This window comes from Micromonospora sp. NPDC048830, from assembly GCF_043198215.1.
In the GTDB taxonomy this organism is placed as follows: Bacteria; Actinomycetota; Actinomycetes; order Mycobacteriales; family Micromonosporaceae; genus Micromonospora.
In genome coordinates, this window is record NZ_JBICUP010000011.1 from 26,805 (window position 1) to 44,719 (window position 17,915).

At 71.0% G+C, this 17,915-nt stretch carries 18 protein-coding genes; 12 read left to right on the top strand and 6 right to left on the bottom strand.

From position 1 onward, the window contains the following. The first annotated feature begins 19 nt into the window (after positions 1 to 19). Together ACGFIZ_RS12450 and ACGFIZ_RS12455 are read left to right on the top strand one after the other, a co-directional pair. Positions 20 to 982: a zinc-binding alcohol dehydrogenase family protein gene (locus ACGFIZ_RS12450; RefSeq protein ID WP_393418577.1), complete on the top strand. Its 963-nt coding sequence runs from the start codon at positions 20 to 22 to the stop codon at positions 980 to 982. Beyond that, a complete protein-coding gene (locus ACGFIZ_RS12455; RefSeq protein WP_393418579.1) occupies positions 976 to 1,812 on the top strand; it encodes an alpha/beta fold hydrolase in 837 nt (278 codons plus the stop codon). Before ACGFIZ_RS12450 ends, ACGFIZ_RS12455 begins: the two co-directional genes overlap by 7 nt. A gap of 45 nt (positions 1,813 to 1,857) precedes the next feature. Here ACGFIZ_RS12455 and ACGFIZ_RS12460 read toward each other — a convergent pair whose 3' ends face one another. From ACGFIZ_RS12460 to ACGFIZ_RS12470, 3 genes are read right to left on the bottom strand one after another with little or no spacing between them, the layout of a single operon-like run. After that, positions 1,858 to 2,655 carry an alpha/beta fold hydrolase gene (locus ACGFIZ_RS12460; protein ID WP_393418581.1) on the bottom strand — a complete coding sequence of 266 codons (798 nt, stop codon included), beginning with the start codon at positions 2,653 to 2,655 and terminating at the stop codon, positions 1,858 to 1,860. Between the two features lies 1 nt (position 2,656). Further along, positions 2,657 to 3,904, bottom strand: a complete 1,248-nt coding sequence (locus ACGFIZ_RS12465; protein WP_393418583.1) for an MFS transporter — start codon at positions 3,902 to 3,904, stop codon at positions 2,657 to 2,659. Further along, positions 3,897 to 4,937: an LLM class flavin-dependent oxidoreductase gene (locus ACGFIZ_RS12470; RefSeq protein ID WP_393418585.1), complete on the bottom strand. Its 1,041-nt coding sequence runs from the start codon at positions 4,935 to 4,937 to the stop codon at positions 3,897 to 3,899. The genes ACGFIZ_RS12465 and ACGFIZ_RS12470 overlap by 8 nt, the downstream gene beginning before the upstream one ends. A gap of 329 nt (positions 4,938 to 5,266) precedes the next feature. Between ACGFIZ_RS12470 and ACGFIZ_RS12475 the strand changes: the two genes are divergently transcribed. The 3 genes from ACGFIZ_RS12475 (at position 5,267) to ACGFIZ_RS12485 (ending at position 8,032) form a co-directional block, all read left to right on the top strand. Beyond that, positions 5,267 to 6,136, top strand: coding sequence for an ABC transporter ATP-binding protein (locus tag ACGFIZ_RS12475; protein ID WP_393418587.1), 870 nt, complete (start codon positions 5,267 to 5,269; stop codon positions 6,134 to 6,136). Beyond that, a complete protein-coding gene (locus ACGFIZ_RS12480) occupies positions 6,133 to 6,975 on the top strand; it encodes an ABC transporter permease (protein WP_393418589.1) in 843 nt (280 codons plus the stop codon). Before ACGFIZ_RS12475 ends, ACGFIZ_RS12480 begins: the two co-directional genes overlap by 4 nt. 94 nt (positions 6,976 to 7,069) lie before the next feature. Then, positions 7,070 to 8,032, top strand: a complete 963-nt coding sequence (locus tag ACGFIZ_RS12485; protein ID WP_393418591.1) for an ABC transporter substrate-binding protein — start codon at positions 7,070 to 7,072, stop codon at positions 8,030 to 8,032. 98 nt (positions 8,033 to 8,130) lie between these two features. On the opposite strand, the gene ACGFIZ_RS12490 is transcribed toward ACGFIZ_RS12485, so the two are convergent. From ACGFIZ_RS12490 to ACGFIZ_RS12500, 3 genes are read right to left on the bottom strand one after another with little or no spacing between them, the layout of a single operon-like run. After that, positions 8,131 to 8,916: an alpha/beta fold hydrolase gene (locus ACGFIZ_RS12490; RefSeq protein WP_393418593.1), complete on the bottom strand. Its 786-nt coding sequence runs from the start codon at positions 8,914 to 8,916 to the stop codon at positions 8,131 to 8,133. Positions 8,917 to 8,936: 20 nt separating this feature from the next. Next, complete coding sequence (locus ACGFIZ_RS12495) at positions 8,937 to 9,284, bottom strand: indolepyruvate ferredoxin oxidoreductase subunit alpha (RefSeq protein ID WP_393418595.1); 348 nt, start codon at positions 9,282 to 9,284, stop codon at positions 8,937 to 8,939. Positions 9,285 to 9,310: 26 nt separating this feature from the next. Then, positions 9,311 to 10,306 carry an NAD(P)/FAD-dependent oxidoreductase gene (locus ACGFIZ_RS12500; protein WP_393418597.1) on the bottom strand — a complete coding sequence of 332 codons (996 nt, stop codon included), beginning with the start codon at positions 10,304 to 10,306 and terminating at the stop codon, positions 9,311 to 9,313. 250 nt (positions 10,307 to 10,556) lie between these two features. On the opposite strand from ACGFIZ_RS12500, the gene ACGFIZ_RS12505 reads away from it, so the two are divergent. The 7 genes from ACGFIZ_RS12505 (at position 10,557) to ACGFIZ_RS12535 (ending at position 17,890) form a co-directional block, all read left to right on the top strand. Then, positions 10,557 to 11,822 (top strand): Rieske 2Fe-2S domain-containing protein, encoded by a 1,266-nt coding sequence (locus tag ACGFIZ_RS12505; RefSeq protein WP_393418599.1) that lies wholly within the window; start codon positions 10,557 to 10,559, stop codon positions 11,820 to 11,822. A gap of 19 nt (positions 11,823 to 11,841) precedes the next feature. Then, positions 11,842 to 12,795 (top strand): hypothetical protein, encoded by a 954-nt coding sequence (locus ACGFIZ_RS12510; RefSeq protein WP_393418601.1) that lies wholly within the window; start codon positions 11,842 to 11,844, stop codon positions 12,793 to 12,795. Beyond that, on the top strand, positions 12,792 to 13,682 hold the full coding sequence (locus tag ACGFIZ_RS12515) for an alpha/beta fold hydrolase (protein WP_393418603.1): 891 nt from the start codon (positions 12,792 to 12,794) through the stop codon (positions 13,680 to 13,682). The genes ACGFIZ_RS12510 and ACGFIZ_RS12515 overlap by 4 nt, the downstream gene beginning before the upstream one ends. A 176-nt stretch (positions 13,683 to 13,858) precedes the next feature. Next, a complete protein-coding gene (locus ACGFIZ_RS12520; RefSeq protein ID WP_393418605.1) occupies positions 13,859 to 14,731 on the top strand; it encodes an alpha/beta fold hydrolase in 873 nt (290 codons plus the stop codon). Next, positions 14,731 to 15,729 (top strand): zinc-binding alcohol dehydrogenase family protein, encoded by a 999-nt coding sequence (locus ACGFIZ_RS12525; RefSeq protein ID WP_393418607.1) that lies wholly within the window; start codon positions 14,731 to 14,733, stop codon positions 15,727 to 15,729. The genes ACGFIZ_RS12520 and ACGFIZ_RS12525 overlap by 1 nt, the downstream gene beginning before the upstream one ends. 14 nt (positions 15,730 to 15,743) lie before the next feature. Then, positions 15,744 to 16,574 (top strand): 2-keto-4-pentenoate hydratase, encoded by an 831-nt coding sequence (locus ACGFIZ_RS12530; protein WP_393418609.1) that lies wholly within the window; start codon positions 15,744 to 15,746, stop codon positions 16,572 to 16,574. Next, entirely contained in the window at positions 16,571 to 17,890 is a 1,320-nt protein-coding gene (locus tag ACGFIZ_RS12535; RefSeq protein ID WP_393418611.1) for a M20 family metallopeptidase, read from the top strand. The genes ACGFIZ_RS12530 and ACGFIZ_RS12535 overlap by 4 nt, the downstream gene beginning before the upstream one ends. The last annotated feature ends 25 nt before the right edge of the window (positions 17,891 to 17,915 follow it).

Below are 17,915 nucleotides of genomic sequence, written 5' to 3' on the forward strand. Positions count from 1 at the left end.
GGCCGCACCTGTCATGCGAGTGGCGCGGGTACACCAGTTCGGCAGCCCGCCGCGTCTCGAGACGGCGCCGGCCCCGGCCGTCGCGGGCGATTCGGTGCTGGTGGAGGTGCGTGCCGCGACCGTGACACACCTCGACCGGACCATCGCCTCCGGCACCTTCGGGCGTCGACCGACGTTGCCCTACATCGGGGGAACCCAGGCCGTCGGTGTGGTGGTCGACGGTGCCGGCACCGGCCGTTGGGTACGACTTCGGGGCGCCGGGCTGGGGATCACCCGAGACGGGTGCTGGGCGCAGTGGGTGGCCGCACCGGCAGCCTCGGTGTCCGGTGCCCCGTCGACGCTCGACCCCGCGCTCGCCGTGGCACTGCCGAGCGTCGCCACGGTGGCGTACGTGGCGGTCCACGAAGTCGCCCAGGTGACCGCGGACGACACCGTGATCGTGACCGGCGCCGCCGGGGCCGTCGGCGCGGTCGCCGCGCAGCTCGCCCGACGCGCCGGCGTACGCCGGGTGTACGGGGTCGTGTCGGCCGAGCACCGCGTGGCCGACCTGCCCCCCGGTGTCGAGCCGGTGGTCGGGCAGGGCGACGCCCTGGTCGAGGCACTCGCCGCGACAGGGCCGGCCACGGTCGCGATCGACACGGTCGGCGGCCCGGTGCTCGAGGCGCTTCTGCGGGCGGGCGTCGCACCCGGCGGCCGTGTCGCAGCGCTCGGCCACACGGCGGGAACCGAAATCACCCTCGACCTGCCGGACTGGCTGCTCGCCGACGTCGCCCTGCTTCCGGTCAACATGCTGCGCCGCGGCGAGCGGTCGGCCGTTGCGCTCGCCACGGTCGACCGGCTCGCCGCGGAGGGCGAACTCACCGTGCCGGTGGAGCGGGTCGGCTGGTCCGGCTTCGAGGACGCGATGACGCGGCTGCAGCGGGGTGACATCCGGGGGCGCCTGGTGCTGTGTCCGCACGACGAACAGGTGGTGGAATGTTGATCCGTAAGAACTACGCCGACACCCGGCACGGCCAGATCCACTACGTGGAGGCCGCGCCGTCGGGGCGCGGCGGCGAAGTGGGCTCCGACACCGCGGTGGTGTTGTTGCACCAGACACCACGCTCGTGGGACGAGTACCGCGACGTCATCCCGTTGCTGGCCCGTGACCATCGGGTGATCGCGCCGGACACCCTCGGCTTCGGTAGCTCGGACAGCCCGGCCGAGCCCTGGACCGTCGAGCTGTTCGCCGATGGCGTGGAGGACCTCGCTGACGCACTCGGACTCACCCGGGTCTCGATCGTGGGCCACCACACCGGTGGGGTGATCGCGCTCGAGCTGGCCGCGCGTCGTCCGGACCTCGTTACGGCGCTGGTGCTGTCCGGGGTTCCCTACGTCGACGCCCCCAGGCGTGACGAGGTGAGCCGCCGGCCCTCGATCGACGGCGTGCCGATCTCCGACGACGGCAGCCACTACCAGGCGCTGTGGAACAAGCGCGTGCCCTTCTACCCAGCCGACCGGCCGGACCTGTTGCACCGCCTCGTCGCGGATGCCGTGCGGGTGCACGACCGGGTGGAGGAGGGCCACCTGGCGGTGAACGCCTACCGGATGGAGGAGCGGATCGACCTCGTCCGCGCGCCGGCGCTCGTGGTCTGTGGCGAGCTCGACGCGTTCTCGCTCCCGGACGTCCCGAAACTGGTGGCGCATCTGCCGCAGGCGCGTACGGCCACCCTGCTGGGCGTCGGCGTGCCGTCGGTCGACCACGACCCGGCGCAGTTCGCCGCGGTCGTCACAGAGTTCCTCGGCAGCGTGAGCGCCGACCCGATCGGCTGAGCCGAATGCCCGGACCGGCGGCGGCCGGTCCGGGCATTCGGCCGCTCAGGCAGCCAGGAAGGCGCGCAGGTGTGCGGCGACCTGGTCGGCGCACTGCTCCATGGCGGGGATCATCGCGCCGTCGAGGGGTGCGGTCTCCACCCGGGCCGCCCCGCTGAGGCCGGCCACCACCAGCGGTACGGCGGGCGCCGCGAATGGATCGTCGCTCGGCGCGAAGACCAGGACCGGACAGCGGACCAGGCCGATGCGCTCCTCCATGCGGTAGCGGGCGCAGGCGCGGTGGCCCTCCGCCGGGTCCACGCCGGGTGCGAGGGCGTCGCGGATGAAGCGGTCGAGCAGATCGGGTCGCCCCTGCGGGTAGTAGGGCAGCCGTTGCCGCCAGAGGTCGACGAGGTGACTGCCGTCCGCGGCGGTCTGGGCGTCGTCCACACCGACGCCGTGCTCGCGTGCCCGTCGCTCCGGGCCGATCCACGGCATCCCGGAGAGCGCGAGGGCCTCGACACGCTCGGGGTGGGCCGCCGCCACCTCCTGGGCCACGACCGCCCCGGTGTGGTGGCCCAGAAGCACGACGGTCTCGAGACCGATCGCGTCCAGCAGGGCCGGAACGCCCTCGGCGATGGCCTCGATGGTCTGGGGGGCAGCCAGCGGTGCGCTCAGGCCGAAGCCACGCATGTCCATGGCGATCGTGCGGAAGTCCCTGGACAGCTCATGCTGGACCTCGACGAACTCGTCCAGTGACCGCGGTGCCTGGTGGAGCATCAGGATCGTGTGGCGGCCGGCGCCGGCGTCGGCGTAGTGGAACTGGCCCAGGGGAGTGTCGGCGTATGCGCGTCGCAGGGACATGTCAGGGTCCTTTCGGCTGTTGTCGTCCGGGAAGCGGTGCGGGCACGACGGCGTGCGCCGTGGTGACCGACCGGGTCCGGCGGGCGGCCAGCAGGGTCGCCGAGAGGGCCGCGCACATGAACGACGCCATGGCGAGCCACGCCGCCCCGAAGCGGTCGGACCCGGCGATCGCGGCGAAGACCAGGGGACCGGCCATGCCCCCGAGGAAGACGCCACCCTGGGTGAGTCCGGTGGCGGTGGCGATCCGGCCGGGGTGGGCGTCGGTCACGATCAGGTTGAACAGTCCGTTGAAGCCCCACCCGAAGGTGAAGGCCGTGATGGTGCCGGCGACGAAGCCGGCGCTCGAGCCGCCGGCCAGGGCGACAAGGCCGAGCATTCCGGTGCCCTGCAGCAGGGCCACCGCCATCAGCTGACGCCGTGGGGACGCTCGGCTCGTGAGTGCCGGCGCGACGACCCGCATGATCGCCGAACCCACGCTACCCAGCATCTGCGCGGCAGCGATCACCCACGGCGCGAGCCCGACGTGATGTCCGGTCGTCGCGGCGAACGAAGGCAGGGAGGTGACCGCGGCCGATGCCAGGAACCCGGCGGCCACGAGCACCCCGAGAAGGCCCCGCGCCGGACCTTCCGCCGCGCTGGTCGAGCGACGTCGAGGCGCGGGCTGGATCCCGGACAGCGCGCCGGTGTCGCGGAGATTCGGGATGGGCAGCTGCGCCACGGCCGTGAGCGCCGCGACACCGAGCAGGGTCCAGCGCCATCCGATTCCGTAGCTGGCCACCGCGAGCAGCACGCCCGCGATCAGCGTCGCGACCGGGATCGACGCCTGTACGACGCCGAACGAGACCGCACGGATCCGGGAACTCGGCAGGCGGGACAGCACCTCGTTGCAGGACGGCTGGATGACCGCGTTGGGAACGCCCAGGAGCGCGAGGAGCACGATCACCTGCACCGGGCTCGATGCCGCCGCGATGGCGGCGAGGCCGAGCGTGCCCAGGCCGCCCGCCCACCGCAGGGCGGCGGTCGGGCCCAGTCGGTGCACCACGCGCCCACCGGCCGGCGACAGCGCCCCCGAGACGAGGTAGAAGCCCGCCATCGCAATGCCGACGTCCCCGGTGTCGAACGGGATGCTCAGGGCGATGCGCGGCGCGAGGGCCCCGACCAGGAACGGGGGTATCGCCGCCGAGACGATGGCGCCTGCCAGGCCGGCGACCGATCGCAGCGCGGTGTCGTGAGTGCCGTCCTCATTCATGCGCCGCATCGCCGAGAAGTGGCAGCACTTCCCGGCCCACGGAGTGGACCAGCCGTTCCGGGAGGTCCCAGGAGCCGACGTGCTGCATGAAGACCGACGTGATGCCCAGGTCCGCGATGACGTCCAGGCGCTCCGCGATGTCCGTGGCGGAGCCGAACAGGCAGAAGCCGCGAGCGAAGGCCGCCGCGTCGGCGTCGCTGATCCACCGCGAGGACACCTCGACGGCCAGGTCCCAGTCCTCGGCGTGGATCAGGTCCGGGGTGACCTCGGGTACGTGCGCGGGCACGTCGACCCTGATCCCGAGGAGCTCCAGCGCGCCCCGGCCACCCTTCTGGGCGATGGTGGCGACCACCGGCTTGAGGATGCGGGCATCGCGTTCGATGTCATCGGTGACCATCGTGTGTGCCGCAACCGTGATCTGCAGGTCGTCGGGGTCTCGTCCGGCCTCGACCGCCCCTTCCCGGATGAGCCCGACCGCCCGGCGGAGCGGGTCGGCGGCTACCCCGGAGAGCAGGATCGCGCCGTCCCCGATGGCGCCGGCGAGGCGTAGGTTGCGGGGCCCGGTGGCAGCGATGTGGACGGGGACGCCGCCAGGCCGGGGGTCACGGATGCGCGCCCGTCCCTCGCCGTAGGCGAGCTCCTCGCCGCGGACGAGCCTGCGGATCTGGTCGACGCCGTCGCGCAGCTGTGCGCCGGTGCTGGGGGCCATGCCGATGGGCTCGACCGAGCTGTGGCCGACGCCGAGGCCGAGGACGAATCGACCGGGCGCGGCCTCGTCGATGCTCCGTGCCAGTCCGGCGACCACCGTGGGGTGGCGGGTGACCACATTGGAGACGGCGGTGACGAGCCGAATCCGGGAGGTGCGCACCGCCGAGGCGTAGAGCGTCAGGTACGCGTCCCTCCAGAGCGTCTGCGAGTCGGGCACGTACAGGGCATCGAAGCCGGCTCGCTCGACCTCGCGGGCAAACTCACCGATCTCGCTCGCCGGTCGGCAGGGAGGCACGCGGACGCCGACCTGGATCTTCCTTCCCATGTGCCTCACGTTCCTTCCGACTGGCGGTTCAGTTCGGCGTGACCGTATGCACGCACGGGGACCGGAAGGGCTTGTGCCGGACCGCTGAACGGAACTGTGCAGGTCGCCGCGGTCGCCGCGGTGCCTGGCAAGATCGGCCTGACCCGACCTCACGCCACAAATGGGTGCCAGGTTCTCGGCGGGGGACAGACATCCCCCCCGTTCCATTAGGCGAACCGCAGGCGTTGTGGCAGGCCACCGGTTCGTGTCTGCTCTCGGCTCAGCATGACCCGCATCACAACGAGGGCGCGGACACCCAGTTCGCGACACTGCCGGACGTTGGAGCCGCCATGACCACGATCGCCAACCAGGAGCCCGTCGTGACCGCGCACCCGAACATCGCAGCTGCCGTTCCTCGATCCACCACCGATGGCGGTGGGGCCGCCCTGTCGCTGGACGCCGTCAACGTCGCCTTCGGTGACTTCGTGGCCGTTCAGGATGTGGACCTCGAGGTCCGCGAGGGTGAGTTCGTGTGCCTGTTGGGGCCCTCGGGGTGCGGCAAGTCGACGCTGCTGTCCGTGATGGCGGGCTTCAACGCGGCCGCCTCCGGTGAGATCACCCGGGCGGGTGAACCGGTGACGGGCGCGGGCAAGGAGCTCGGCTTCGTCTTCCAGAGCTCAGACGCGCTCTTCGACTGGCTCACCGTGGCTGACAACGTGGGCTTCGGGCCGAGGATGGCCGGCCTCGGAAAGCGGGAGCGGGCCGTGCTCGTCGAGGAGCACCTGCGGCTCGTCGGTCTCGAGCATGCCGCGGACAAGCGGCCTCCACAGCTGTCCGGTGGGATGCGGCAACGCGTCCAGATCGCGCGTGTCCTGGCAAATTCGCCGCAGATCGTGCTGATGGACGAACCGTTCGGTGCGCTCGACGCCCAGACGCGCACGGTTCTGCAGCACGAGCTGGACCGGATCTGGCGTGAGCGGCGGTGCACGATCGTCTTCGTCACGCACGACATCGACGAAGCGCTGATTCTCGCCGATCGCATCGCGATCATGACCGCGGGTCCGGCCGCACGGATCAAGTCCGTCTACGACGTCGGGCTGCCGCGGCCCCGCGACGAGGACAGCCCCCAGTTCGTCGAGCTGCGGCACCAGGTTCGCGCCGACATCACCGAAGAGGTCGCCAAGTCCCTCGGCGGCCAGCCGAAGGGTGGACAGCGATGAGCCTGGCAGCCTCCGACACCGGCGTCGCGGTGCCCGAACGCGCCCCGAAGCGGCGCGCGGGACGAGTCCGGTCGACCCCCGGCCGGGAGCAGGCGCGCCGTACGGGATCCTTCCTCGTCTCGATCGTGCTCGGCCTCGCGGTCTGGCAGTTCTTCGCCTGGTACATGGGCCCGACGCTGGTCAGCTCGCCGGCGACCACCTGGGGAGCTGCGGTCGAGCTCGCCCGCGACGGCACCCTGCTGGAGTCGTGCCTGGTGTCGCTGCAGCGCATCATGATCGGCTGGGGAGCCGGCATCCTCGTCGGTGCCCCGCTGGGCATCCTGATGGCCCGGGTGAGCCTCATCCGCAACCTGCTCGATCCCTACATCGAGTTCTTCCGGTTCATCCCGCCGATCGCCTTTGTCACCCTGGCCATCGCCTGGTTCGGGATCGGCGAGACCTCGAAGGTCATCCTGATCTTCTACACCTCGGTCTTCATCATCACGATCAACACGATCGCCGGCGTCCTGTCCATCAACGAGTCCAAGCTGCTCGCCGCCACGAGCCTGGGGGCCAGCCGGCGCCAGGTCTTCACCGCGGTGGTCCTGCCGGCCACCGTTCCGCATCTCGTCACGGGCGCACGACTGGCCCTCGGCAACAGCTTCCTGACCATCGTCTCGGCCGAGATCGTCGCAGCGCAGACCGGTCTCGGGTCTCTCATCTGGAACTCCCGGAACTTCGGCCGGATCGACTGGATCTTCGTGGGGATCATCGCGCTCGGAATCCTCGGCTTCCTGTGCGACCGCGCGATCCGGGTGCTCGGACGCACGGTCCTCGCCCGTTACGACGTCAAGGTCTGACGTGCACAGGGCCGACGGCTCGGGTTCCCCTTCCACCAGATGCCCCGTCTCCGGGTAACCGTCACGGCCCTCGGGCCTTACAGGAGGAACACCCATGAAGCGATCCACCAGGATCCTTGCGGCGGCTTTGTTCGCAGCATCGTCGACGCTGCTGGCGGCCTGTGGCAACGGCTCGAGCGGCGGTGGCGGCGGCGACGTGGTCCGTCTGGCCACCGGTGTCGACGCCTCGTACACCGCTGTCTACGTTGCGGCCGAGAAGGGGTACTTCAAGGACCGCGGCGTCAACGTGGAGTACTCGACCCTCGAGGGAGGGCCCGCCATGGCCCAGGCCGTGATCGCCGGCCAGGCGGACATGGCAACGCAGTCCGACGCGACGACCACGACGATGATGGGCACCGATCCGGCGCTGCGGGCGCTGCTCGACTTCCAGCACTCCGAGACGTACATCAAGGTGGTCTGGGGGCCGAAGGTGAAGGACCCGTCCGAGATCAAGAAGCTCGCGATCCTGCCAGGCCTGATGAAGCTCGCCACCGTGCGCTATCTCGAGAGCAAGGGCATCGACGTCAGCACGGTGACCCTGTCCACCGCCACACCGCCGGACATCCCGGTGATGCTCAAGCGCGGTGACGTCGACGCCACGGTCATCTACGAGCCCTGGGCGACGCGCTCCGCCCAGGAATCCGGGGGCAAGGTCGTGGGATCGATCGGTGACTTCGGCGTCAGCTACTCGCAGTGGCTGATCACCGACGAGAAGTGGCTGGAGGGACACAAGGACGAGGCCGCCAAGGTCGCCGCCGCGATCGACGACGCGAACACGTTCATCCGGGAGCACCCGGAGGAGGCGCAGAAGATCGTACAGAAGGCGGTGAAGATCCCCACCGATCAGACGGCGCAGATCATGAAGGATCTCGTGTTCGAAACGCGCGATCTCGACGAGTCCACGGTCGAGCGGGCCACGAACACCGCCCAGTTCTTCGTCAAGGACGGCGCCATGAAGGCGATGCCGGACCTGAAGCAGCAGATCCTCACCGGCTGGTGGTCCGAGCAGCGTCCCTGACGGTCTGCGGGATCGACCGACCGCAGGGGCTGCATGTCCCCGACATGCAGCCCCTGCGGTCGCCTTTTCGACCCCCGACAGGCAAGCCCCAGGCTCAGTCAGGCATCGAGGTGGCGCCGCACCAGCGCGGCGAACGCAGCCGGCTGCTCGATCATCGGCGAGTGCCCGCATCCGGACATCTCGACCGCGCCGGCGACGGGGATCCCAGTGATCAGGGCGGCGACGTGCTCGGGGGTCCGGGCGCTGTCGTGCTCACCGCGGATCACGAGGGTGGGTGCGGTGATCTGCTGGAGTTCGGGGCGCAGGTCCAGACCTCGCGCGACCGTCAGCACGGCGCTGACGAAGCCGGGGTCCGCATCGAGGACCGCGCGGACGTAGGCGCTGCGCTGCGGCTCGTCCGGCGGCGTGGCGACCAGCGCATCGACGAGCCGCGCCGCCAGCATCCCGCGGTCCTCCGTGCCGGCAATCCAGGCAGAGACCAGCTCTCCGAAGGCGGTCGGTGGTCCGCCCAGGCTGGCGCCGGTGCCCACCAGCACCAGCCGGCGTACCCGCGCGGGGCTCCTGGCTGCGAGCAACTGCGCGACGACGCCGCCGACGCTGTTGCCGACGACGTCGACGGAGTCGAGGTCGAGGTGGTCGAGAAGGGCGGTGGCCGCGCGCGCCAGCCCCTCCGGCGAGGCCCAGTCGGTCCAGGCGCCGTGGCCGAGCGAGTACCAGTCGACGGCGTAGCAGCGCGCCCCCAGGTCGCCGGCGACCGGGTCCCAGAACGCGCGGCAGCCGAACCAGGGGTGCAGCAGCAGGACCGGTACCGCGCGGTCGGCCCTGGCCGGTGTGGTCACCGAATAGCGGAGAGTGGTGCCAGCCAGCGGCAGGGTCGAGGTCATCGCTGCGACGGCACCCTCGGTCACGAGGAAACGGGCTGGCCGGAGACCAACGGGGTGTCGACGCCGATGTCGCCGAGGGGGGCGGCGCCACCGGGGTTGCCGAGCGGGGCGTCTCGGCCCGGCAGCGGCTTCTCGAAGAAGTCCCTCGAGTCGGCCAGGTGGACCGCCAGGTCGGGATCCTTCTTGGCCTTACGGTCCACGACGATCGCCGAGACCGGGCACTCGACCTCGCAGGCGCCGCAGTCGATGCACTCGGCAGGGTTGATGTAGCTCTTGCGGTCGCCGACGTAGATGCAGTCGACCGGGCAGACGTCGATGCACGACCGGTCGAGGACGTCGATGCAGTCGGCTCCGATGACGTAGGTCATGGTGGTTCCTTCGCGGGGTTCGGCGGTCAGGAGTCGTCGGTCGAGTGACCGGGAAAGAGGGTGAGGTCGGGGTCGAGGTCGACGGCGGCGTGGTTGACGGCGAGCGCGACCTCGCCGAATCCGACCGACATCAGCTTGACCTTGCCGTCGAAGTCGGCGATGTCGCCGGCCGCGTAGACGCGTGGCAGGTTGGTGCGCATCGCCCGGTCGACCTCGATCGAGCGACCGCGGAGCGCCAGGCCCCAGTCGCGCAACGGGCCGATGTCGGAGATGAAGCCAAGGGCGGCGATCACGTGGTCGGCGGCGAGCACCTGCTCCTTGCCGGAGGTGTGCCGCACGGTGACCTTTTCCAGGCGGCCGCCGGCGAGGTCACCGTCGAGTGCGGTGACCTGGCAATCCGTGAGGATCGTCGTGGTCGGCGAGGCCTTGACCCGGGCGAGGGTCGCCGCGTGCCCGCGGAAGGCGGCCCGTCGGTGCACCAGCGTGACCGAGTTGGCGATCGGGGCCAGGGCGTCGGCCCAGTCCAGCGCGGAGTCACCGCCGCCGACGACGACCACGTCCTGGTCCCGGTGCGCCTGCGGGTCGACGACGAAGTAGGACAGGCCGGCGCCGAGCCACTCGGTGCCGGCCTCGAGCGGCCGCGCGCGGGGTGTCCCGATCCCCGCGGTGATCACCACGGCGCCGGCGCGGATCACCGTGTCGTCGTCGAGGGTGACGACCGGTTGCCCGTCCTCGTGGGTGAGCGCCACGGCCTGGCGGCCCAGGAGATACGTCGGCTCGAAGGCGTCGGCCTGCTCCTTGAGCGCCGCCACGAAGTCGCGCCCGCGGATGCTGGGCAGCCCGGCGACGTCGCGGATCTGCTTTTCGGGGTAGAGGGCCATCACCTGGCCGCCGACCTGGGGCAGGACATCGACCACGATGGTCGACAGGCCGCGGAAGCCGGCGTAGTAGGCGCCGTAGAGTCCCGTCGGCCCGGCCCCGAGGACGAGGACGTCCGTGGTCAATGTCTGTGCGCTGGTCACGCCGACCTCCTGCGTTGGTGTGCGGGAGATCCGGACTGTAGGAACACATTCGCGGCCCGGTCTTGTGGCGTGGATCGCTGACCGGAATGGCCCTCGTCAGGCTCGGGGGACGCCGGCTATCCGGCCCCTGAGCTCGACAGGTGCCTCGACCTGCGGGCGTTCCGGTGGACGAACCGCTCCTGTTGTGAGCCGCCACACGCCGGTGGTCTGCTCCGGGCACACCCCAATCTGAACAACCCGGGAGCATGCCATGACCCAGACTGCGAAGCCGGGGGCGGAGACCAACGCCACCGGGCCCGCAGCGGCCGAGGAGCCGCGGAAGAAGCCCGTCCGCAAGCACCGCGCGGGCAAGCTGCCCGGCCGGCAGGACTGGTCGAGCTGGCCGCACTACCAGGCCGCCAAGGCAGGGTTCCGTGGCTACTGGTACCCCGTCTGCTTCTCCTCCCAGGTCGGGGAGAAGCCTCGCCAGGTGACTCTGCTGGGCGAGAAGCTCTTCCTGATCCGCGACAAGGGCAAGGTCTACGGGATGAAGGACCGTTGCCCGCACCGCGGCGTTCCGCTGAGCTGCGGCGAGAAGGCGTTCCCGGGCACGGTCTCCTGCGTCTACCACGGCTGGACGTTCGACCTGAAGACCGGCGACCTCGTCGCCGTGCTCACCGACGGCCCGCAGTCGCCGATCTGCGGCAAGGTCCGCCAGCCGACGTACGACGTCGAGGAGCGCATCGGCATGGTGTGGGTCTACGTCGGCGACGGCGAGGTGCCGGTCCCGATCGACGAGCAGCTGCCCGAGGAGCTGGTGAGCAACGCCGGCATCGTCGGCCACCGGATCCAGCCGCGTGCGGGCAACTGGCGGTTCGCGTGCGAGAACGGCTTCGACGAGGGCCACGCCAAGTACCTGCACCGCAGCTCGTTGTGGCGGATGTTCAAGCCGATGCCGGCCTGGAACACGACCAGGATCGTGCAGCGTGGGCGCTGGCTCTACCGCGTCCAGGAGGAGCAGTACTGGGAGGGCGACTACCCCGGCGTCGGCAAGTGGCCGAACCTCGCCTGGTACCAGGCTCGTCCGGCCAAGGACACGGGCCGGCAGAACGTCGGCAACACCACCTCGCACCGCGAGGTCGACCCGGTCATCGCCGCCCAGGACTTCCCCGGCTTCGCGTCGGTGACCATGCCCGGCATCCTGCGCATCGTCTACCCGAACTTCATCCACTACGAGTGGTACGTGCCGGTGGACGAGGACAACCACCTGTACGTCGGAGCGCTGGTCGAGTTCCGCGAGGGCCTCGGGACGCTGCCCTTCTACGCCAAGTACCTGGGCGCCGTGCGTTGGCTGTTCCACGGCCAGTTCTCCAGCCAGGACAAGTGGATGGTCGAGGTCACCGACGCGCCGCCGGAGAAGCTCTACCGCCCCGACGAGTCGCTGCTGAGGTGGCGCAAGCTCGCCGAGGACGTCACCGAGGAGCGGATCGAACGGCTCGCGGAGTCCGGGCTGGCCCCCGCGGACCAGGACGACTGAGGCGAGAGGAACCCGACGAATGCCGGCGATCGCGCTCGGCGTGGGAGCGTCCCATTCCACGCTGATGAACACGCACTGGGACAAGGTCGTGAACACCGAGCGGGCCGAGGCCTTCCGCGACTCCCTCGACGAGGTGAACCGGCGGCTGAAGGAGCTCCAGCCGGACGTCGCGGTCATCGTGGGATCGAACCACTTCCGCGGCTTCTGGCTCGACCTGATCCCGTCGTTCACCCTGGGTGTCGGCGAGGTCATCGCCTCCGGCGAGTCCGGCACGCCCAAAGGCCCGCAGAAGACCGATCCCGCGTTCGCCAACGACCTGGCGACGTATCTGGTCGAGGCCGGCTCGGAGGTCGCGGTCTCGGCACGGCTGCAGATCGACCACGGCCAGTCGCACGCCATCCAGTACCTGCTGGATGGCATCGACATCCCGGTCGTCCCGCTGGTCGTCAACGTGTTCGCCCGGCCCCTGCCGACGCTCGAGCGCTGCGCCCAGCTCGGCCGGCGGCTGGCCGAGGCCATCGAGGCGCACGCCGACGGCCGCAAGGTGGTGGTGATCGCGTCCGGTGGCCTCTCCCACCAACTGCCGTGGCCCAGCAACTGGGCCGACCCGCAGGGCGACGACGAGGAGTTCATGGTCGACGCCTGGCTCAACGGCCGGGGAGAGTGGGAGCGCTTCGACAAGCGCCGCCGGGAGATCATCGTCGCCGCGCAGCCGTGCCTGTTCGAGGACTTCGACCAGCGGTTCCTCGCCGACCTCGAGGCCGGTCGACTCGAGGAGTACCTCCGTCTCTCGACCGCAGAGCTGGAGCAGGTCGCCGGCAACGGCGGCCAGGAGCTGCGCACCTGGCTGGTGATGGCCGCCGCCCTCGGCTTCGCTCCCGGCGCCAAGCTCTGCTACTCGCCGATGCCCGAATGGCTCACCGGCATGGGCACCGCCGTCATCGAGCCGAACGCCGCAGGAGGAAGAGCATGACAACCGCCGCCCAGCCCCTCACCTCGCCCGCGGCCGGGCCGAGACCGGAGAGCCGCTTCGTCGAGGCCGACGGGGTCACCTACCACTTCCACGACCTCGGCAGCGGTCCGGACACGATCTTCCTGCACGGGGGCGGCCCCGGCTGCACCGGCTGGAGCGACTTCGGTCCGGTCGTGCCGTACTTCGCCGAGAACCGCCGGTGCGTGCTGCAGGACATCCTCCAGTACGGAAGGTCCGACAAGTGCCGCATCAGCGGTCCGATGTGGGACTTCCACGCCGCCAAGACGGTGGCCTTCATGGATGCCCTGGGGATCGAGCGGGCCGACTTCATCTGCAACTCCTGGGGCGGGACGATCGCGCTGGCGCTCGCGGCGTACTACCCCGACCGGGTGCGCTCACTGGTGGTCACCGGGTCGATGCCGGTGTTCTACGGGCCGCTGGCCCCGCTGCCCGAGCGCGGGCACCGCGGGCGCGCCGCCCGCGACGTCTACTACGGCGGCGCGGGGCCGACCCGGGAGAAGATGCGCCAGCTGATCAGCCGGCTGGAGTGGTACGACGCCGACCGGCTGCCGGAGCAGACAGTCGACATGCGCTACGAGCAGAGCCTCGACCCCGGCGAGCGCGAGCTGGCCGCGATGTCGGACTCCCCGCGCGGCGACTGGCAGGACCTCACGGAGCAGCTCGGCCGCGTCCAGGCGCCGACGCTGTTCATGTGGGGCCGCGAGGACGCATTCCTCACCCCGGACTACCCGCTGATGCTGTCGAGGATGGTGCCGCGCGGCAACCTGCACGTGATGGACAACGCCTCGCACCACCTGCAGGAGGAGCGGCCCGGCGCCTACCACGCCGTCGTCGAGGGCTTCCTGCGCTCGGTGGACCACCCCTGACAGCCGCGCCGATCTTCAGACAGCGACAAGGAGAAGGACATGACCGCACTGCGCACGCTGCTCTTCCTGGCAGCCCTCGCGGGCGTCGGCTACGGCGTCGCCCAGGCGGCGCGCCGCAGCAACACCCAGGTGCACCGCATCAACCAGTGACCGATCCACGACTTCCGGGAGAATCCATGACCACCGCCCTTGCAGACACCATCTGGACCGAACTCGCCGGTGTCGACTTCGCGCTCACCACCGTCGACGCGGGCGGTGTGCCCACGCGCTCGCTGCGGGCTGGGGCCGGCGAGCCGGTGATCTTCCTGCACGGGACCTCCGGCCACCTCGAGGCGTTCATGCGCAATGTCGCGGCGCACGCCGCGCACTACCGCGTCCACGCCATCGACATGCTCGGCCACGGCTACACCGGCAAGCCGGACCACCCCTACGAGATCCCGCGCTACCGCGACCACCTGCTGGCGTACCTCGACGCCCAGGGCATCGAGAAGGCACACATCGTCGGCGAGTCACTCGGTGGGTGGGTGGGCGCCCGTACCGCGATCGACACCCCCGACCGGGTCGCGTCGCTGCAGCTGCTCTGCGCCGGTGGCACCGTCGCGAACCCCCAGGTGATGGAGCGGATCCGCAACAGCACCCGGAAGGCGGTCACCACCGACGACGTGGAGCTGACCCGGGCCCGGATGCGCCTGCTGATGGCCGACGACGCCGACGCCACGGAGGAGCTCGTCGCCGTCCGGCACGCGATCTACCACCAGCCGAGCTTCGTCGCGAACATCGAGAACCTGCTGTGCCTGCAGGACATGGAGACCCGACTGCGCAACATCCTGCGGCCGGAGGACCTGGCCAGGATCGACGCTCCGACCCTGATCGTCTGGGGTCGCAACAACCCCTTCGGCGAGGTTCCGGAGGCCGACGCCATGCACCGCAACATCAAGGGCTCCGAGCTGACGATCTTCGACGAGTGCGGCCACTGGCCCCAGCACGAGCAGGCCGAGAAGTACAACCAGCTCAGCCTCGAATTCATCGACCGTCACCGGGTGGGCTGATGGCGACCACCATGCAGGCGGTCCGCGTGCACGACTGGGGCGTCGCCCCGGTGGTGGAGGACGTGCCGATGCCGCAGCCGGCCGACGGCGAAACCCTCGTGCGGGTCGAGGCGGCCGCTGTCGGCCACCTCGACCGTACCGTGGCCGGCGGCGAGTTCAGGATGAAGCCCACCCTGCCGTACGTCGGTGGTGTCGAGGGGTGCGGCCGGGTGGTCGCATCCGACGAGCTCGCCGAGGGCACCCGGGTGATGCTGCGGGGCGCCGGCCTGGGGCTGGTCCGCAACGGGACCTGGGCGCAGTACGTGACCGTGCCGACGCGCAGCCTCTCCCTGCTGCCCGAGGGGATGCCGCCGTCGCTCGGCGCCACCTACTTCGTGCCACTGACGACCGCCGTCACCGCGCTGCGCACGGTCGGCCGGTTGGGAGCCTGGGGTGTCCCGGACGTCACCTCGGCGGCGGACGAGGTGGTGCTGGTGGCCGGTGCGGCCGGCGCGGTGGGGTCGATGGTCGCCCAGCTCGCCCTCCGCGAAGGCGCCCGCGTGCTCGGCCTGGTGCTCGACCAGCAGCAGGCGGAACGCCTCCCGAGCGGTGTCGAGCCGTTGATCGCCTCGGCCGACGGGGACGTTCTCTCGGCCCTCGGCAAGGAACGCCCGGCGACCCTGCTCGTCGACACCCTCGGCGGCCAGCGGCTGAACGAGCGGATGAGCTGGGTACGTGCCGGCGGCCGGGCCGTCTCCATCGGCTACGTCGCCGGCGAGGCCGCCACGCTCGACCTGCCCAACTGGCTGCTGCTCGACGTGCCGCTGCTGCCGGTGAACATGATCCGGCGCAGCGCCGAGGCGCGTGCGCTGGCTGAGCAGTGGGCACCCCTGCTGGTCTCCGGCGAGCTCGTCCTCGACGTGGAGGAGTTCGATCTCGCCGGGGCGGGCCGCGCGCTCGAGTTGCTCGGCGCGGGACAGCTCCGCGGTCGGGCCGTACTGGTGCCACCCACGGACTGAGACGAGAGGCACTGATGAGTGACGACCTGATCCCGCCGCTGGCCCTGGCCGCGGAGCGACTGAGGTACGCCGGCACCATGCGCCGCACCTGCGCACCGGTGCGGGACCTGATCGGCGAGGACAACATCGAGAACGCCTACGCCGTCCAACGGCACGTGGTGGCCCTCCAGGAGATCAGCGGAGCCCACGTCGTGGGCCGCAAGCTCGGGCTGATGGCGCGCACCGTCCAGCATCAACTGGGCGTGCACCAGCCGACGATCGGCACGCTGATGAACACCATGCAGATCCCCGACGGCGGCGTGGTCCCGGTCCGGCGGCTGCTGCAGCCGCTGATCGAGGCCGAGGTCGTGTTCCGGCTCGGTGAGGACCTCGACCAGCCGGACATCGACGCCGACCGGGCGCGGGGTGCGGTCGCCGAGGTGCTGGCCGCACTCGAGGTGGTCGACAGCCGGATCGAGGGCTGGGACATCAGCGCGGTCGACACCATCGCCGACAACGCCTCCGCCGGCCTGTTCGTGCTGGCCGCCGAGGGGCGCCCGCTGGGCGACCTCGACCTGCGTGACCTGCGGATGAAGATGTGTCGCAACGGCACCGTCGTGTCGACGGGCTCCGGGAGCGACAATTTCCACGGCGACCCGATCCGCGGCCTGACCTGGCTCGCCGGCGAGGCGCACCGACGTGGCACTCCGCTGCGCGCCGGACAGGTGGTCCTCGCCGGTGCGCTCGGGCCGATGGTAAAGATCAAGGAGGGTGACTCCTTCAACGCCGTCATCGGTGACCTGCCGGAGGTCTCGGTGCACTTCCGGTCCAGCGTGGCGGCTCGTGAGGCGGGTGTGCCGGCATGACCGCGACCGGTCGAACCGATGAGGATGCGGTCGCCGCGGTGCTCGCGCAGGTGGAGCGCGACCACCTGCTGGAGGCGGTCTGCGGCCTGGTCGATCGACCGACCCCGACCGGGGCGGAGCGCCAGGCCGCCGAGTGGCTGGTCGCCCACCTCGCCGCCGCGGGCGTGGACAGCACCCTCCAGGTGATCGACGATGCCCAGGCCAATGCGGTCGGGGTGCTGCGGGGGCCGGCCGGCGGCGAGTCCGTGCTGCTCTACGCTCCGCTGGACACCTACACCACCGGGGATCCCGCCCTCGACGTCCCGTTCGCCGGTCCGCGCATGCGCGCGGACATGCTGCCGCGCGCCACCGTGTACGACGACCTCGTCGTCGGTCTGGGCGCCGGCAACCCGAAGGGGCATGCCGCCTGCGTGCTCGTCGCCGTGGAGGCGATGGCGCGGGCCGGGATCGACCTCCCGGTCGACGTCGTGGCGGGCTTCGGCGCCGGCGGGATGCCCAGTTTCGCCGTCGACGGCGTGGGTGTCCCGGGTCGCACGAACACCGGGCACGGAGTCGGTGCGAGCTTCCTCCTCGAGCGGGGGTTCGTCACCGACCACGCGGTCATCGCCAAGCCGGGCTGGACCGTCTCGCACGAGGAGGTCGGCCTCACCTGGGTGGATGTCGAGGTGCCGGGCGAGCACAGCTACGTCGGCAGCCGGCACCGGATGCCCTACCGCAACGCGGCGAGCGGGGCGGCCCGGGTGATCGAGGTGCTCGAGGCCTGGTGCGAGGAGTACGCCGCGCGCCACGAGGCCGGCACGATGCGCCCGCAGGGCGTCGTGTCGTCGGTCCATGGCGGCTTCGAGAGGCTGGCCGCGTCGACCACCGCCCTGGTCCGGGTGCGGCTCGACATCCGGATGACGCCCGAGCAGACCGCGCCCGCCGTCGTACGCGAGGTGCGGGCCGCGCTGGCGCCCCTGGAGGCCGAGCTCGGCGTGCCGCTCGTGGTGCGCCAGGTCGCGTCCGTGCCGGGCAGCCGGACCGACCCGCAGGCCCCGATCGTCCGGTCGGCTGTCGCGGCGTGGGAGTCGGTCGCGGGCCGGCCGCACGAGCTGGTCCTGGAGAACAGCGGCGCCACCGACGCGAACATGATCCGGATGCGGGGGGTTCCGACCGCCAGGGTCGGCATGCCGAAGGTCGCGCAGGGGCCGAACGGTCAGCCGGTCGACTTCACCCTGGGCATGAACGCCGTCGACCTCAGGGCCGCGAAACGCCTGGTCGAGGTGCTGGTGCGTACTGTTGTTGGCATGGGGGGACGCCACAACGGGGAGGGGTGACGCGGGTGTGCATATGCCGCGATAT

What these genes read in the sequence shown, in the direction of transcription:
- ACGFIZ_RS12490 (WP_393418593.1), bottom strand. Translation starts at nt 8,916, where the DNA reads ATGACCTCGACCCTGCCGCTGGCTGGCACCACTCTCCGCTATTCGGTG.
- ACGFIZ_RS12460 (WP_393418581.1), bottom strand. Translation starts at nt 2,655, where the DNA reads ATGTCCCTGCGACGCGCATACGCCGACACTCCCCTGGGCCAGTTCCAC.
- ACGFIZ_RS12520 (WP_393418605.1), top strand. Translation starts at nt 13,859, where the DNA reads ATGACCACCGCCCTTGCAGACACCATCTGGACCGAACTCGCCGGTGTC.
- ACGFIZ_RS12475 (WP_393418587.1), top strand. Translation starts at nt 5,267, where the DNA reads ATGACCACGATCGCCAACCAGGAGCCCGTCGTGACCGCGCACCCGAAC.
- ACGFIZ_RS12505 (WP_393418599.1), top strand. Translation starts at nt 10,557, where the DNA reads ATGACCCAGACTGCGAAGCCGGGGGCGGAGACCAACGCCACCGGGCCC.
- ACGFIZ_RS12535 (WP_393418611.1), top strand. Translation starts at nt 16,571, where the DNA reads ATGACCGCGACCGGTCGAACCGATGAGGATGCGGTCGCCGCGGTGCTC.
- ACGFIZ_RS12525 (WP_393418607.1), top strand. Translation starts at nt 14,731, where the DNA reads ATGGCGACCACCATGCAGGCGGTCCGCGTGCACGACTGGGGCGTCGCC.
- ACGFIZ_RS12530 (WP_393418609.1), top strand. Translation starts at nt 15,744, where the DNA reads ATGAGTGACGACCTGATCCCGCCGCTGGCCCTGGCCGCGGAGCGACTG.
- ACGFIZ_RS12480 (WP_393418589.1), top strand. Translation starts at nt 6,133, where the DNA reads ATGAGCCTGGCAGCCTCCGACACCGGCGTCGCGGTGCCCGAACGCGCC.
- ACGFIZ_RS12465 (WP_393418583.1), bottom strand. Translation starts at nt 3,904, where the DNA reads ATGAATGAGGACGGCACTCACGACACCGCGCTGCGATCGGTCGCCGGC.
- ACGFIZ_RS12470 (WP_393418585.1), bottom strand. Translation starts at nt 4,937, where the DNA reads ATGGGAAGGAAGATCCAGGTCGGCGTCCGCGTGCCTCCCTGCCGACCG.
- ACGFIZ_RS12510 (WP_393418601.1), top strand. Translation starts at nt 11,842, where the DNA reads ATGCCGGCGATCGCGCTCGGCGTGGGAGCGTCCCATTCCACGCTGATG.
- ACGFIZ_RS12495 (WP_393418595.1), bottom strand. Translation starts at nt 9,284, where the DNA reads ATGACCTACGTCATCGGAGCCGACTGCATCGACGTCCTCGACCGGTCG.
- ACGFIZ_RS12515 (WP_393418603.1), top strand. Translation starts at nt 12,792, where the DNA reads ATGACAACCGCCGCCCAGCCCCTCACCTCGCCCGCGGCCGGGCCGAGA.
- ACGFIZ_RS12455 (WP_393418579.1), top strand. Translation starts at nt 976, where the DNA reads ATGTTGATCCGTAAGAACTACGCCGACACCCGGCACGGCCAGATCCAC.
- ACGFIZ_RS12485 (WP_393418591.1), top strand. Translation starts at nt 7,070, where the DNA reads ATGAAGCGATCCACCAGGATCCTTGCGGCGGCTTTGTTCGCAGCATCG.